Source organism: Bradyrhizobium sp. CCBAU 25338 (assembly GCF_028128965.1).
Classification (GTDB): Bacteria; Pseudomonadota; Alphaproteobacteria; order Rhizobiales; family Xanthobacteraceae; genus Bradyrhizobium; species Bradyrhizobium liaoningense.
The window spans coordinates 158394-174545 of record NZ_LFKY01000034.1 but is presented as its reverse complement, the minus strand read 5'-3'; the positions used below and the strand labels follow the sequence as shown (position 1 = coordinate 174545).

The 16152-nt window shown below is 61.7% G+C and carries 9 protein-coding genes; 5 read left to right on the top strand and 4 right to left on the bottom strand.

The genetic code is table 11. The features are described from left to right. Positions 1 to 143 precede the first annotated feature (143 nt). From ACM42_RS14760 to ACM42_RS14750, 3 genes are read left to right on the top strand one after another with little or no spacing between them, the layout of a single operon-like run. Positions 144 to 6254 (top strand): RHS repeat-associated core domain-containing protein, encoded by a 6111-nt coding sequence (locus ACM42_RS14760; protein ID WP_271528603.1) that lies wholly within the window; start codon positions 144 to 146, stop codon positions 6252 to 6254. An 11-nt stretch (positions 6255 to 6265) separates the two neighbouring features. Then, positions 6266 to 6514, top strand: coding sequence for a hypothetical protein (locus ACM42_RS14755; RefSeq protein ID WP_271528602.1), 249 nt, complete (start codon positions 6266 to 6268; stop codon positions 6512 to 6514). Further along, the gene (locus ACM42_RS14750; RefSeq protein WP_271528601.1) at positions 6514 to 6927 is read left to right on the top strand and encodes an Imm70 family immunity protein; all 414 of its coding nucleotides are present in this window, start codon (positions 6514 to 6516) and stop codon (positions 6925 to 6927) included. The genes ACM42_RS14755 and ACM42_RS14750 overlap by 1 nt, the downstream gene beginning before the upstream one ends. A gap of 753 nt (positions 6928 to 7680) precedes the next feature. Here the strand turns inward: ACM42_RS14750 and hpnH are convergent. Both hpnH and ispH read right to left on the bottom strand, forming a co-directional pair. Beyond that, the gene (gene hpnH, locus ACM42_RS14745) at positions 7681 to 8841 is read right to left on the bottom strand and encodes an adenosyl-hopene transferase HpnH (RefSeq protein ID WP_271528600.1); all 1161 of its coding nucleotides are present in this window, start codon (positions 8839 to 8841) and stop codon (positions 7681 to 7683) included. Between the two features lie 35 nt (positions 8842 to 8876). Continuing rightward, the gene (ispH, locus tag ACM42_RS14740) at positions 8877 to 9803 is read right to left on the bottom strand and encodes a 4-hydroxy-3-methylbut-2-enyl diphosphate reductase (protein ID WP_271528696.1); all 927 of its coding nucleotides are present in this window, start codon (positions 9801 to 9803) and stop codon (positions 8877 to 8879) included. A 453-nt stretch (positions 9804 to 10256) separates the two neighbouring features. On the opposite strand from ispH, the gene ACM42_RS14735 reads away from it, so the two are divergent. Next, entirely contained in the window at positions 10257 to 12845 is a 2589-nt protein-coding gene (locus ACM42_RS14735) for an MMPL family transporter (RefSeq protein WP_271528599.1), read from the top strand. On the opposite strand, the gene ACM42_RS14730 is transcribed toward ACM42_RS14735, so the two are convergent. Then, positions 12813 to 13466 carry a DUF2147 domain-containing protein gene (locus ACM42_RS14730; protein WP_271528598.1) on the bottom strand — a complete coding sequence of 218 codons (654 nt, stop codon included), beginning with the start codon at positions 13464 to 13466 and terminating at the stop codon, positions 12813 to 12815. The genes ACM42_RS14735 and ACM42_RS14730 overlap by 33 nt on opposite strands. A gap of 142 nt (positions 13467 to 13608) precedes the next feature. On the opposite strand from ACM42_RS14730, the gene hpnO reads away from it, so the two are divergent. After that, complete coding sequence (hpnO, locus tag ACM42_RS14725; protein WP_028176727.1) at positions 13609 to 15000, top strand: aminobacteriohopanetriol synthase HpnO; 1392 nt, start codon at positions 13609 to 13611, stop codon at positions 14998 to 15000. Positions 15001 to 15244: 244 nt separating this feature from the next. Here the strand turns inward: hpnO and ACM42_RS14720 are convergent, their stop codons facing one another. After that, a complete protein-coding gene (locus ACM42_RS14720) occupies positions 15245 to 16126 on the bottom strand; it encodes an alpha/beta fold hydrolase (RefSeq protein ID WP_271528597.1) in 882 nt (293 codons plus the stop codon). Positions 16127 to 16152 lie beyond the last annotated feature (26 nt).

Below are 16152 nucleotides of genomic sequence, written 5' to 3'. Positions count from 1 at the left end.
CATGCGCGCGTTTCCTGCTCCGAAGTGGCGTCTGATTGACGCCAGCACGTTGGATGATTGCTGAACTGGGGCATGCTGTCCCGCGAACCCGCTCGTAGCATCGTCTGGTCTCTGACTTCCGGACCTTACCTGTGAGATTCGAAATGAAAAAGTCGCGCATCGATCTCGGCTGGATTTTCGCAGCAGACTGCGGGAGCTCCGCCATCCATAGGTCTACGATATTCGCCGGTTGCCTTTTCGTCCTCACGGCATTCGTATCTGTACCAGCGAAGGCTGATGTCCTGCAGACCCTTGGTCCTGTTTCCATCGAGGAAGCTGACGGCATCCTTCGCAGTCGCATTGCCGCTGGGCAAGCCAGCCAGGCGGCGCCTGCTCAACCCGAGGCCAACGCAACGACGAGCAGCTTGCAGGCTCAGCTTTCTGGCGCTCCTGCTGGTTGCGCCTCCTCGCCCTTCCAGCCTGTCGAGATCACGGCTCTTGCCAGCTCGCTAAAGTGCAATATCGATCTGATCTACGAGTACGTTTACAACAATATCGAATACGAGCCGCTGTTTGGCAGTAACAAGGGTGCGCTCGGCACTCTGCTCGATCAACGAGGCAATGACATTGATCAGGCGCAGCTTTTTGTCGCCCTGCTCAATGCGTCTGGAATTACCCAAACAAGCTTCATTTACGGCTATATCACGGTGACAGGCTCGACGATACCGCCGTCGCCCTGCACGACGACTTCAATCGCATCTGCGGCCGGGTGGCTGGGCGTTAAGAATGACGCCTATGCCATTGTCAATGTACTGGCAAACGGTGGAATACCGCTCCGGCCCGGCAGTGGGGTCGTCGATAGCGGCAATGGCGGTTTGTTGTGCCTCGACGTTGCGCATGTCTGGGTGCAAGTCACGATCGGCGCTACAAATTATGTATTCGACCCGAGCTTCAAACAGCATACCGTCTCTGCAGGCCTCAACAATCTCCCGGCGATCCTCGGCTATACCCAGTCGCAGTTTCTTGCTGATGCGGGAGGCACGATCGACGCAACTTCGATTTCCAACATCAACCGGGCGCAGGTCCGCACAGATTTGACGAAGTATGCCAACAATCTGGTCGCGTACATAAAATCCAACAATCCAGCCTACACGCCAAATGACGTCGTCGGCGGGAAGAGCATCATCCCCTTGACGGGATCGCCGATCCGCCGAACCAGTCTCCCTTATCTAGCGACCACTCAGCCCTCTGGTTTTCCCCAGAATTGGGGATCTAGCGTTCCGAACGCGTATCGAACGTGTCTTGCCATCTCCATGCCGGGCGTCCCCCAGCAATCGTGCGGTACCGCCACCGCTCAGACCGTCGTTCTCTATTCCGACCAGACCTATGGTCAACGTATTACCGTCTTCTCGACGCCGGATCCCTCGATTTCGGGCAATTACATTCCGGCCTTGCTGGTCAATGGCGCAGCGCCGACAAGCGGCACCAATACCGGGTCTTCAGCGGCATCCGGGACGCCTTGGTCAATCTATGCGTCGGTCACTCATCCTTACGCCTCTGCCGGCCACAACGAGTCGAAAACGCTGACCGCCAACGCGGGCGGCTCCTATCTCATCGGTGCGGGCTGGGGACGGGTCGGCCGCGGTATGGTCGCTAAGCACCAGCTGTTGCTCGCACAAGCCCTCGCTGTTCCCGGCGCCAATCCTGCATCTGAGCCGATCCTCGGGGAGAGCCTCGCAGTCATCAGCTATAATTGGCTTGCCGAAAATGCAGCGCAGCAGGCAATCGGCGATGCCCTCGGCCAAGTGACCACTCAATACCATCACGGGATCGGTATCACCGCGCAAACGGCCCTTCAGCAGACCGGCAATCAAGGTCCCTATGTCGATCTGCCCATGAATGCGCTGGCGATCGGACCGCAGACATGTTGGCCGAGCACGGGATGCCCATTTCCCACAGGAATCGTCGGCGCCTTTTTCACGGACTCAGGGACGTCGAGTTCATTTGAGTCGGCGGTCCTCGAGCAGACCCAAGCGCCAGTTCCCGGCATGGTGGCAGCCTCGACGGTAGCACTCGTCGACCAGAACGCAGCGACGGGAGCCAAGACGTTCTTCGCAGATGGCACCACGGCGACGGGGCAGAGCAACTACATCAACACAATCAGGCCGCAGCTTCAGCAATCGGGCATCGGCTATTCGTCGGCGGATCTGTCGGCAATCGATACAGCGGTCACTGGGGCTAGCCCTCCGCCGGCAAGCCCGACCCCGACCCAAAGCCAGGTCTTGGCGCCAATCAACGGCGCTATGTCGGTCGGTCTTTGGAAAGGGGCAGGCTATACGGTCATCACACAGACCAGCACATCGATTGGCATCTTGCAAAAGATCAGCGGTGGCCTGAGCGGCGGCTTCACGGGAACTCCCGTTCCGACGGCGCAATTGGTGCCGAACACAGCCAACACCATGCAGCCGCCTCCTGGTAACAACCAGGTTTCACCACTGGTCAATACTGCGCCGGCCCAGGGCGACAGGCTGACCAACGAACCCATCGACGCAATTACTGGCGCCAACGTTTACCTGCACAACGACCTCACGACGGGCAGCGGCGCCTTCCCCTACGCGCTGTCATTTGGTCGTACATATTTGTCGTCCTCGAATCTAGTCGATGCTGGACTGGGGCGTGGATGGACACATGACTACAATCTCTCCGCCACGGCGGATAGCGATCCCTACGCGGGAATGGGGGCTACGTCGCCGATCAGCAGTGCATCTGCGATTGTGGCCATCTACGTGTTGCACGATCTCCTGAATACGTCGGCGCGAAGCGCGCAATCTCTGACCCTGTCCTGGATCGTCGCCAACTGGTTCACCGATCAACTGACGAACAACGTAGCCGTGATCAAGCGGCCAGACACGGTTGAGCAATACGTCGCCTTGCCGCATCCGGACGGCGCGACCTCGCTGACCTACAACCAGCCGCTCGGATCGTCCATCACGCTGACCGGCACCGGCTCTGGAACGGGTAATCCGACATCTTACGCTTACACGACAAAGGAAGGGATCGCTCTCACCTTTGCGCCGACCGCGAGTGGGGGGCGGAGCCTTCCCGTCTCATCGTGGACCTGGCCAAACGGCATCCAACTCGCGTTCAACTACGACGGCTCCGGCAACCTCGCGAGGATTGCCAACAATCTCGGCCGGCAACTGAACCTCTCCTACGTCGGCGGCCGTCTCACCGCCGTATCCGACGGTCAGCGTTCCGTTGGCTATGCCTATTCAGGCAGCAATCTCGCCAGCATGACCGATCCGCTCGGTTTCATAACCAGCTACTCCTACGACATGTCGGGTGCCTACGACACGGCCGGCCACCTGACCCAGGTATTCTACCCGTCGAATCCGGGAGTGCCATTTGTAACCAACTCCTATGATGGCCTCGGCCGGGTGGTGCGGCAGGCGAATGCGAACAACCAAAGCTGGAGCTTCTATTTTGCTGGCTCGCGCAGCGAGATCGTCGACACTCTTGGTAATCGCGAAATCACGTATCAGACCTCGCGAGGAAAGATCACCAAGGACGCCTTCGTCCTGAACGCGGCCTTCGGCGACGTGTTCAATGACACCGCTCAGAGCAACGGCAATGTCAATGTCTTCTCGAACCAATATGACGGTCAGGATCGACTGGTGTTGTCGACGGCACCGGAGAAGGGCACGACGGCTTTCACTTATTCGCCCGACCTCAAGCAGAACGTCATCACGGTGAAGCAGACGGCGAAGCCCGGTTCGCCGCTGTTACCCCTGACGACCACGCTCACCTACGATCTCGTCTTCAGCAAGCCGACGAGCATCACCGATCCGCTCGGTCTGGTCACGTCGATGAGCTATGACGGCAGGGGAAATCTGCAGAACTTGATCTCGGATTTTGGCGGCTCACCCCATCTCAATGCCCGCAACAGCTTTACCTATGATGGCGTGGGTCAGATTCTGACCGCGACTGATCCGCTCGGCGTACTCACGCAGTTCACCTATGATGGCTCCGGCAATCAGACGTCGATCCTTCGCGATGCAGGCACAGGTCGCCTCAACCAACTGACGTCGTTTGCCTACAATGATCGAGGCGACGCCATCTCCGCAGTCGATCCCAGAGGAAACGTTACGGCCTATGCCTATGACGCTGCGAGGCGCCTGACCGCGACGACCTCACCGCCGACATCCGCTGCTCCTAACGGCCTGGTCACCTCGCTGGGCTATGATCCCGACGGCCATGTTTTGACGACCCAGCAGTCGGCGAGCGGAAATATCCTTCGCACTGTCCGCGCGACCTATTTCCCGACAGGGAAGATCGCCACCTTGACCGATGCCAACAGCAATCCTCCGACTAGGTTTGCCTACAACCAGGTGGACCAGCTGGCGAGCATCACTGACCCGGTTGGACGTGTGACACTCTATGCTTACGACGCGATGCGCCGTCCCGTCAGCGTCAGCAATCCGGCGGTGCAGGCCGCGCCATTGCTCCAACAAAGCTATACGCCGGACGGCCTCGTCGGCAGCCAGACGGATGCCAACAGTCACGTCACCAGTTTCGCCTATGACGGGCTCGACCGGCTGAGCACGACGACTTACCCGCTCGGCAGCACAGAGCAGCTGACCTACGATGCCGACGGCAATGTCCTGACCCGCAAGACCCGCGCCGGCGCAACGATCAGCTATGGCTATGACACGTTGAACCGGCTCAAGACCAAGACGCCGCCGTCGCCGGCCGCGGTGGTCAGCTACGGTTACGATCTCGCGGGACACCTGACCAGCGTCAGCGACACCAGCGCGGCGATCGCCGCGCCGGCAAGCGGCGCGGTGGCGGCGATGAGCTATTCCTACGACGCCGTGAACCGGCTGACAGCGACCAGTTTCAGCCCGGTGCAGCCGCAGGCGCCGCCCGCTGCCGGCAGCGCGACCTTCTCGTTTGGCTACAACGCCGCCAACCAGCGCATCCGCCAATCGGCCACCGACAGTTCGTTCCTGGCCTATCCGCCCGCCACGCCCGGCACCGTCAGCTACACCAGCAATAGTCTCGATCAATATACCGCGGTCGGCTCAATCGCGCCGACCTATGACGGCAACGGCAATCTCACCTCCGACGGCAGCTTCACCTACTGCTACGACGCCGAGAGCCGGCTGATCGCTGCGATCGGCGGCGGGACCTGCGCGGCGCCCGCCACCACGGTCGCCACTTACGCCTATGACGCGCAGGGGCGGCGCAAGTCGAAGACGGTGGGCGGTGCGACCATCATCACCGTCACTGATCCCTTTAGCCGCGCGCTCATCGACTACGACGGCGCAAGCGGCGCGATCCTGCGCTGGTACGCATTCGGCCTCGGTCCCAATAACGTCCTGACCCAGGCCAATGTCGCCGCCGGCACGCGCACCACGTTCGTGCCGGACGTTCAGGGATCGATCGTTGCGACGCAGGATTCCTCGACCGGCGCGCTGACCAAGGCCGGCTTTCTGCCCTATGGCGCGAGCGGCACCACCTCCGGCACGTTCCGCTACACCGGCGCGCGGATCGATGCCGAGACGGGTGGGCTCTACGACTTCCGCGCCCGCATCTATTCGCCGGCGCTCGGCCGCTTCCTGCAGACCGACCCGCTGGGATCTGCGGGTGGTTCAAACCTCTATGCCTATGTCGGTAACGACCCCCTGAATTGGGTCGACCCCTACGGGCTCGTCGCCGAGGATCCTCAGGCCGATGCCGGCGGCGCTGGTCAAGGCAACGGCAACCAGCCGCCGGTGGCAGCGGCAGCGGGCGGGGCCGGCGGCGGGGATGATGGCGGCGATGACTGGCTGAGGAAGCTGATTGCCCGGATATTGGCGCAGCAGGCACCTCAAAATGCCAGAATCGCAGCGAGCGCGGTGCCGCCCGCGCTTAAGGCCGGGCAATTGGCGGAGGTCGAGCAGCTCGATGCTTTAGGCTCAACTGGGAAAGTTTCGTTCACGCCGACCCGAGCTCAAATCGAGAGCGCGACTTTCAAAATCATAGTAGGCGATGCTAAATACACAGCTAGGGGCGTCCCAATTGGGACGGTATACGATGCAACGGTTGGGAACGGTCTTGGAGAAATAAAGACGGGAGTGAGTGTGCTTGACTCGTCATATCAACTGCGCCTTCAGACCTACGGCGCGCTTATCAACGACGCCCCATTTACGATTTACACTAGCCGCCTCGTCAATCCGACCTTCAACGATTGGCTCACGAGATGGGGCGTTAGGGTCAAGCCTCTGCTAAGATAGAGAGATCGCTGATGACCACGCAAACCCAGCATCAGGTACCTAGGGGCACAAGGGCGGATGCTGAGAAGTTCAACCGACTTTACCTAATAAAGAATGTGAAGATGCTTAGAGCGACGTACCAGATCCGGCTGCTTGCATTTAAGGCTACAAGCGAGGGTCTCAAGCTTGTTCTTAAGGTGCCATCTGCTTGTGAATTTGATCGCTCTCTGTCCGAATTGATCGAGGAGACTGATAATACGATCCTCCGCGAGGATTACTGATGGGCCTCTACCTGTGCATATTCGATGGTGACCAGGAATTGGATGGCGTAGAGATTGGTTCATATGCTGACTTTGGAGCTTTCCGCGACTGCGTCGTTCGGGAGCTTGAAGGTGGCATAGCTGGCTCAAAGTTCCCAACGCTGATCCTCCACTCCGATAGTGATGGCCAGTGGTCACCAAGCGAGGCCCGAGAGTTAGAAAAGGAATTGCAATCAATAGGGGAAGAATTCCGCCGTCGCCCCCGCATTCCTATTAACTCGGAATGGCAGAGGCAGGTGGCGAAAACCGTCGGACTTCGAATCGATACTCTCTATGACTGTTTCTTCGACGTTGACGGCGAATCCTTGTTAGAGCGGTTGATCAATCTCGCAAGGCTCAGCCAACGTAGGGGCCTCTACATCCTCTTCCAATAAATTGCGGTGACAAGTTACGGTGACAGTGCTGGACTGCACCCCTGAAGTGAGACACGATAATTGCAGTGACAGGGCATTTCGAGGATGACCTGTGGCAGCAAGAGGACCGAACCGTCAGTTTCCGACAGCGTTCAAGTTGAAGTTATCAAGCTTGCTGGACGATTTTGCTGATCTTTGACGAAGCATGCATGGAATGAAGATCGTGTTGGATTTCGCGAAAGCGGGGAGTTCGGCGCCGTCTGTGGTGGCTAACCGGTAGCGATTTCCGAAAGACGGGCAGCATGCCATACTGCCACTGTTTTGCCCGACGCGTCAAATCGTGTTCGTAAAATACGAAATTCGTGCAAGCCTTGCGCGCTTGGTTGACGGCGTGCCCGGTCGCGAAAACGCCCCCGCACCGCGGATGCCGCGGTCCTTGCCGGTTTGCTGCTGATTTACCCGACGCGGCATGGCTTGACGGAGCCGGCCCTGTGCCGGCCGGCAGCCGTGGTTCTACTGTGCATGGGGTTGTTTTTCATTTTTTGCAGAAGGGCGGCCCCGGTCTGGCAAAGGAGGGGTAGGGCGGCGCATCGTGCTGCTTGTCGCTGCGCTTGCGCTGAACAAGCAAAAGGCCCGGTCGCGATGGCGATCGGGCCTGTTCTGTTTTGTGTTCGTAGATCCGGATGGAGCGGAGCGTAATCCGGGGCTTTGCAACGCGGAGGGACTGTCCCGGATTTCGCTTTCGCTCCATCCGGGCTACAAGGTCGCCCGCGCTTACGCGGCAGTCGATGCCTTCCGCGCGGCCTTCTCCTGCGCGGCAGCCGCCTCGTCCTTGCGGATCTCCGACAGGCGCTTCTGCACTTCCGCCGAGAAGATGTACTGCGCGGGGCGCTGCTTGCTCATGTCGATCTCCGGCGCCATCGGGCCTGAAGTCTTGATGCCGCGCAGCGACACCCACATCGCCTTCAGCGGGTTGTTGAGGGCTGCGGTCGCTGCCGTCGGCTCGTAGCCGCAATGGGCCATACAGTCGGCGCACTTCTCGTAACGACCGGTGCCGTAGGTCTCCCAGTCGGTGGTCTCCATCAGCTCCTTGAAGGTCTTTGCGTAGCCTTCACCGAGCAGGTAGCAGGGCTTCTGCCAGCCGAAGATGTTGCGCGCGGGCATGCCCCAGGGCGTGCACTCGTATTCCTGGTTGCCGGCGAGGAAGTCCAGGAACAGGCCGGAATGCATGAAGTTCCACTTCTTGCCCTTGCCCATCGCGAAGACGTCGCGGAACAGCTTCTTGGTCTTGGTGCGGTTGAGGAAGTGCTCCTGGTCCGGCGCGCGCTCATAAGCGTAGCCCGGCGACATCGAGACGCCGACGCCGAGCTCGACCGTGAGGTCCAGGAACTTCGCGATCTCCTCGGCCGGATGGCCGTCGAAGATGGTGGCGTTGACGTTGACGGTGAAGCCGCGTGCCTTGGCCGCCTTGATCGCGGACACCGCGCGGTCGAACACGCCCTTCTGCGACACCGCCTTGTCGTGGTGGTCGCGCAGCCCGTCGAGATGCACGGAGAAGAACAGGTACGGCGAGGGCTCGAACAGGTCGAGCTTCTTCTCGAGCAGCAGCGCGTTGGTGCAGAGCGAGACGAACTTCTTGCGCGCGACGAGGCCGCGCACGATCTCGCCGATCTCCTTGTGGATCAGCGGCTCGCCGCCGGGAATGGCGACCATCGGCGCGCCGCACTCGTCGGCGGCGTCCCAGCACTCCTGCGCCGTCATGCGGCGGTTCAGGATCGCGTCGGGATAATCGATCTTGCCGCAGCCGACGCAGGCGAGGTTGCAGCGAAACAGCGGCTCCAGCATCAGCACGAGCGGATAGCGCTTGCGGCCAAGCAGTTTCTGCTTGAGCAAATAGCCGCCGATACGCATTTCCTTGAAGAAGGGGATAGCCATTACACGTTTCTTTCTGGGCTTGAAATTCGGGTGGGTCAGCTCGCAGCCAATTGGGCCGGAAGCCGAAATTCGATGTTCTCCTCGCGGCCCGGTAGCACCGAGACCTTGACCGGTCCGAGCCGCCGCATCGCTTCGATCACGTCATCCACGAGTACCTCGGGCGCCGAGGCGCCGGCCGTGATGCCGACGGTCCTGGCATTTTTCAGCCACTCCGGATTGAGCTCGCTGCCGTCGGCAATCAAATAGCTCGCGACGCCGGCCTCGGTGCCGATTTCGCGAAGCCGGTTCGAGTTGGAGCTGTTGGCAGCCCCCACCACCAGGATCACGTCGACCAGCTTGCTCAAGTCCCTTACCGCAGATTGGCGGTTCTGTGTCGCATAGCAGATATCCCGGATATCCGGACCTTGAATGTCTGTAAAGCGGGCCTGCAGGGCCGCGATGATGTCCTTGGTGTCGTCGACCGACAGGGTGGTCTGGGTGATGTAGGCCACCGGCGTATCCGCCGGCAGCGTGAGCGCCTTAACCTCTTCAACACTCTGGACAAGCTGCACGGGGCCGGGGACCTGGCCCATCGTACCCTCGACCTCGGGGTGGCCGGCATGGCCGATCAGGATCAGCGTGCGGCCCTTGCCGATGTAGCGCTTCCCCTGATTGTGAACTTTCGTGACCAGGGGACAGGTGGCATTGAGCACCGGAAGGTCGCGCGCCGCAGCCTCTTCCTCGACGCTGCGGGCGACGCCGTGGGCGCTGAAGACCGTCACAGCCTTCGGCGGAACCTCGGAGAGTTCCTCGACGAAGATTGCGCCTTTGCTCTTCAGGCTCTCGACGACGTATTTGTTATGCACGATCTCATGGCGCACGTAGACGGGCGGGCCGTACTTCTCCAGCGCCCGTTCCACGATTTCGATCGCACGCACCATGCCCGCGCAGAAGCCGCGCGGTTGCGCCAGATAAACTTCCATTGGACGCCCATCACGCAAGTTGCACCAATCCGCTCTCGTAAGTCTCCCGGCGGCACCCCGATACTGACCAATGAGTTGCAATATCCGCACCATTGGTTCGCGCATGCGGTAGCCGCCCACCCTCATGGGGCTCCGGCGCATGGAGGCGCAATACTTTGTGTCAAAAAATCGGCAATAAGGAAAGCCGGGAACGCTGACAGTCCATTGTTTAGGTATTATAGTAGGTTAAGCCCTGTGCGCAAATGCGCGACATCGGTGCATCGTTCTTCGTCACTTTCCCGCCTCAAGTCCCCGGCTATACCGACCGCCCGCATGATTTTGCCACGGTCTCCCGCCGCTCACCTCGAACCTTCGCGCGGCGAGAACCACTTAAAACAGCAATAGGTTTCGCCCGGGAACTCCGATAAACAGCGGGCGTTTCCGGCAAGCTGTTTAACCGCAGAAAGAAAAGAAGTGCTGCAAAGCGTAGTCGTTGCCATCGTCAGGGCCTGCACCCGGTTTGCCTCCCTCGTCGTCGTTCTCGGGCTCCTGTTGTCGGTAGGGGCGGGCTATTACACTGCGCGCCACTTCGCCATCAACACCGACATCAATTCGCTGATTTCCCAGAATCTCGACTGGCGCAAACGTGACCAGCAATTCGACCAAGCGTTTGATCAGAACGAAACGATCCTCGCTGTGATCGAGGCCCGGACGCCGGAGATGGCGAGCGCCGCGGCAGACGCGCTCTATGCCAGGCTGAAGGACGACAAGACCAACTTCCAGTCGATGCAGCAGCTCGGTAGCGGAGAGTTCTTCGAGAAGAATGGACTGTTGTTCCTGCCGACGGAAGAAGTCGCCAAGATCACCGGCCAGTTCGAATCCGCCGCGCCCCTGATCGAGATCATGGCCGGCGATCCCTCGATCCGCGGCCTCACCGGCGCGCTGGAAACCGGCCTCGCCGGCGTCAAGCGAGGCCAGGTCAAGCTCGACAACACCGAGCGGCCCTTCAACCTGATCGCGCAGACCGTCGAGACCGTGCTCAACAAGGGCAACGCCAGCTTCTCCTGGCGCGAGCTCGTCAGCGACGAGCCGTTGAAGGATTCGGACAAGCGCGCCTTCATCGAGTTCAAGCCCATCCTCGATTACAACGCGCTGGAGCCGGGCAAGGACGCGACCAACGCGATCCGGAAAGCGGCGGCCGATCTGGACTTCCCCAACAAATACCAGGCGCGGGTGCGCCTGACCGGCCCGGTCCCGATCGCCAACGAGGAATACGCGACCGTCCAGGAGGGAGCCGTCGTCAACGGCGTCGGCACCGTTCTCGTCGTGCTGCTCATCCTGTGGCTGGCGCTGCATTCGGCGAAGATCATCTTTGCGGTGTTCGTCAATCTCTTCGTGGGCCTCGCGATCACGACCGCGGCCGGCCTGATGATGGTCGGCTCGCTCAATCTGCTGTCGATCGCGTTCGCGGTGCTGTTCGTCGGCCTCGGCGTGGATTTCGGCATCCAGTACAGCGTCCGCTACCGCTCCGAGCGCTACAAGCATGATGACCTCGCGGGCGCGCTGGTGCTGGCGGCCAAGCGCTCGGCGGTGCCGCTGTCGCTGGCTGCAATGGCCACCGCGGCGGGCTTCCTCTGCTTCATGCCGACCGACTACAAGGGCATCTCGGAGCTCGGACAGATCGCCGGCGTCGGCATGCTGGTGGCGTTCGTGTCCAGCATCACCGTATTGCCGGCGCTGCTCAAGCTTCTGAACCCGCCCGGCGAGCCGGAGCCCGTCGGCTACGCCTTCCTGGCGCCGGTCGATCACTTCCTGGAGAAGCATCGCGTGCTGATCGTCGGCGGCACGCTGCTGCTCGCGCTTGGCGGCCTGCCGCTGCTCTACTTCATGAAGTTCGACTTCAACCCGATGAACCTGCGCAATCCGAAAGCCGAATCGATCGCCACCTTCCTCGATTTGCGCAAGGACCCCAATACCGGCGCCAATGCCATCAACGTGATGACGACGTCGGAGGAGCAGGCGAGGCAGGTCGAGGCGAGGCTCGAGAAAGTGCCCGAGGTGCTCAGGGTGATGTCTCTCGACAGCTTCGTGCCGCAGGACCAGCCGCCGAAACTGAAGCTGCTTGCGCAGGGGGCCAAGGTGCTGAACCCCGCGCTGAACCCCGATCAGATCGATGCGGCGCCGTCGGATCAGGAAAATATCGAGTCGTTGAAATCCTCGGCCGACAATCTGCGCCGGACCGCGGGTGACGCGAAGGGGCCGGGGGCGGTCGCCTCGCGCCGTCTTGCAGACGCGCTCGAAAAGCTCGCCAATGGCGACGAGGCCACGCGCAATAAGGCGCAGGACGTATTCGTCACGCCGATGAAGATCGTGTTCGACCAGCTCAGGAACGCCATGCAGGCCGAGCCGGTCACCCTGAAGTCACTGCCGCCCGAGCTCGTCAGCGCCTGGAAGAGCAAGGACGGCATCATCCGCGTCGAGGCGCTGCCCAAGGGCGATCCCAACGACAACGACACGCTGCGCAAATTCGCGGCGGCGGTGCTCGCGGCCGAGCCGACCGCGATCGGCGGACCGGTCTCGATCCTGAAATCCGGCGACACCGTGGTGAAGGCGTTCATCCACGCCGGCATCTACGCGCTGGTCGTGATCGGGCTCTTGCTGTGGATCACGCTGCGCCGGTTCGTCGACGTGCTGATGACGCTGGTGCCGCTTCTGGTTGCCGGCGCAGTGACGCTCGAGATCTGCGTGTTGATCGGGCTGCCGCTGAACTTCGCCAATATCGTTGCGTTCCCGCTGCTGCTCGGCGTCGGTGTCGCCTTCAAGATCTATTATGTCGTGGCGTGGCGCTCGGGCAGAACAAACCTGCTCCAGACCAGCCTCACGCGTGCGATCTTTTTCAGCGCGCTGACGACGGCAACCGCGTTCGGCAGCCTGTGGCTGTCGAGCCATCCCGGCACGTCCAGCATGGGCAAGCTGCTGGCACTCTCGCTGGTGACCACGCTTGCCGCCGTGCTGCTGTTTCAGCCGGCCCTAATGGGCAAACCCCGCAATCTCAGGGAGTAGGCAGATGTCGCCGACGGGGTCGGCGGCGCCCTTCTGACCGGGCTTGGCGGCGCCGGCGGCCTTCGGAGCTGCAGGCGCAGGTGCCGTGGCCCCTGTCGTGGCTTGAGCTTGAGCTGCCTGCGCACCTTGAGCCTTCGGCGGGGTGGCGCCGCCGGATTTCGGCGCGCCCTTGGCCATGGCGTTGACAGGACTCGAGGGGATTGGCGGGCCGACCCGGGTCCAGGTCTCGCCGCCGCAGAGGAAGCCCATCACGCAGCCCTTGATTTCGAGCTGATCGGCACCACCCGGCGTGATGGTCGCGCTGTAGAGCTGTCCATCCTTGGCGTTGTAGACCTGTCCTTCCCACTGATCGATGCCGGGCTTCTTCTTCATGTCGATCAGGGTTGCCATGCCCAGCGTCGGCCTGTTCTTTTTCGAGACATCCGGATTGTTCTCGTCGCGCCCCCCGGGCTGCTTTTCCCAGGAGACCGCACCCCACATGCTGCCATAGCATTGGGCGACACGAATGTTGGCAACGCCGTCGGCGACCCGCCAGTCGCCGGTCGGGTCTGCAGCGAGCGCGGGTGTCAGGCAGGTGTAACCGCCAGCCAGTATTAGTCCGGTGTAAAGGGCTAAACGCATGATGGTTCCTTGGCAGTGCAACATGATCTAAAAGCTGTGCTTGCGAAGATGGTCCGAAAAAGGGCAAAAGGCCGCACAGACCGTTTTCAGCAGCGGTCCGTTTTCAGTTGACGAGACGGCCTCCAATCGAAGTATGTAGCGGATGCACAGCCCAAATCCAGACATGTCTCAGCTATTCGCGGACCGTCAGGCCCAGCGCAGCACCCTGCATAACCGGTATCTGAACGAGCAGTTCGTTCGGGTTCTCAAGACCATCGGCTACGATGTCGGCTTCCAGAAGGGGCAGGGGCAGTACCTTTACGATCGCGAGGGCGCTCGCTACCTCGACCTGTTGTCCGGCTTTGGCGTGTTCGCGATCGGGCGCAATCATCCTGTCATGCGCGATGCACTCAAGAGCGTGCTCGATGCCGATCTGCCCAACCTCGTCCAGTTCGACGTTTCGACGCTCGCCGGCGTGCTGGCCGAACGGCTGCTGAAATACGTCCCCTATCTCGACAAGGCGTTCTTCGCCAATTCCGGCGCGGAATGCGTCGAAGCCGCGATCAAATTCGCGCGTGGCGCGACCGGCCGCCCCGGCATCGTCTATTGCGCCCACGGCTACCACGGCCTGACCTATGGCGCGCTGTCGCTGACCGGCGACTCGAACTTCCGTACCGGATTCGAGCCGCTGCTGCCGGGCTGCACGCCGGTCCCGTTCAACGATCTGGCCGCGCTCGAAAAGGCCCTGGCCTCGCGCGAGGTTGCGGCCTTCGTCGTCGAGCCGATCCAGGGCAAGGGCGTCAACATGCCCACCGACGAATTCCTGCCCGGCGCGGCCGCGCTCTGCAAGAAATACGGCACGCTGTTCGTCGCCGACGAGATCCAGACCGGCATGGGCCGAACCGGCCGCTTTCTCGCTGTCGAGCACTGGAACGTCGAGCCCGACATGGTGCTGCTGTCGAAGTCGCTGTCGGGTGGCCACGTGCCGGTCGGCGCCGTGCTGACGCGCAAGAGCATCTTCGACAAGATCTTCAACCAGATGGACCGTGCGGTGGTGCACGGCTCGACTTTCTCCAAGAACGACCTCGCCATGGCCGCGGGTATCGCCACGCTCGACGTCATGGAGTCCGAGAAGCTGATCGAGTCCGCCGCCAAGCGCGGCGCCGAGCTGCGCCTCGCGTTGACGCGCATGGTGCCTGGCTACGAGCTGATGAAGGAAGTGCGCGGCAAGGGCCTGATGATCGGCGTCGAGTTCGGCCCGCCGAAGTCGCTGCGCCTGCGCGCCTCCTGGAACGTGCTGGAGACCGCCAACAAGGGCCTGTTCTGCCAGCTCATCACCGTGCCGCTGTTCAAGGATCACAAGATCCTCACGCAAGTCGCCGGCCACGGCAGCCACACCATCAAGCTGTTGCCTCCGCTCACCATCACCGAGGAAGACTGCAGCTGGATCGAGCGCGCCTTCGACGACGTCATCGCCGGCAGCCACAAGGTCCCTGGCGCGATCTGGTCGCTCGGCAAGACGCTGGTGGACAACGCGGTGCGACGGTCGGCCTGATTTCTTGCCGGGCCTTTTCGACGATCGTCATTGCGAGCGCAGCGAAGCAATCCAGACTGTCTCCGAGGAGGCGGTCTGGATTGCTTGGTCGCTTCAGCGCAAAGTTGCTGGGCAATTTTGTCGCGAGCTCCATGCAATGACGTGACGACGGGCGCTGCTATCCCTCCACATTCGCCCTCATCGCCGCCTCGAACTCGTCACGTGAACGCGCTTATGGTGTTGCGCCGCGTCCGGGACACGAGAGCTATTTTGCAAACTCCCGCACGGCCTCGACCACGCGTCCCGGCAATTCCTGCGCCACGCAATGACCGGCGCCCTCAAAGACCAATGTGCTGACGCTTGGAATCAGCGACGCGGCCCGTCGCGCCATCTCCTTGTAGATCGGCCCCGAATTCGCGGCTGTCGTGACGCGCACCGGGCAGTCGATCTCGGTCAGCCAGGCAAACGGATTGCCACGGGCATCGCCAGCGTACACCTGCTCCATCGCCTCGTAGATCGGACGCAGGATCGCGGACTCGATCTCGGGTGTGCAGCAGAGTCGGACACGGCCATCGTCGAGCGGCACGAAGCCGTGGCGCACATAGGCGCGCAGCGAGATCTCGGTCCAATCCGCAAAGGCCGGAGCGGCACGATAGCGATCGAACACGGCGTCGGCGCTGTCGAACTCAGCGCGCCGGCGCGTCGTGCTCTCGACGCGGGACAAGGATTCCTCGCTCAGTCCGCCGGAGCGCGTCCTGCGCGGGTCCATCACGGTCGGCTCCATCACGAACAGGCGCGTGAAGCGGCCGGGCAAGAGTTTCGCCGCGAGCAGGAGGTCGGTCGCGCCCGCGCTGTGGCCAATGCCGTAGATGTCGCGGAGATCGAGCGCATCGATCACCCGGCAGACGTCGTCGGCGTAATCCAGGAAGTGATAGGCGCCGGGCTTGTGGCTGGCGCCATGGCCGCGGCGGTCGAGCGCATAGACTGTGTAGGTCGATGCAAGCTCGCGCGCGACCTCATCCCAGACATCGGCAACGAAGCCGGTGCCGTGCAGGAGCAGCGCGGGCGGCCTGCCGCTCTCGCCCCATTGCAACATGGCGATCTGCGCGTCGGTCGGGCCGATGGAAAAACGGTGTGGATTGATCATGGGTAGAGCAGTGATGCGCTGCGGGT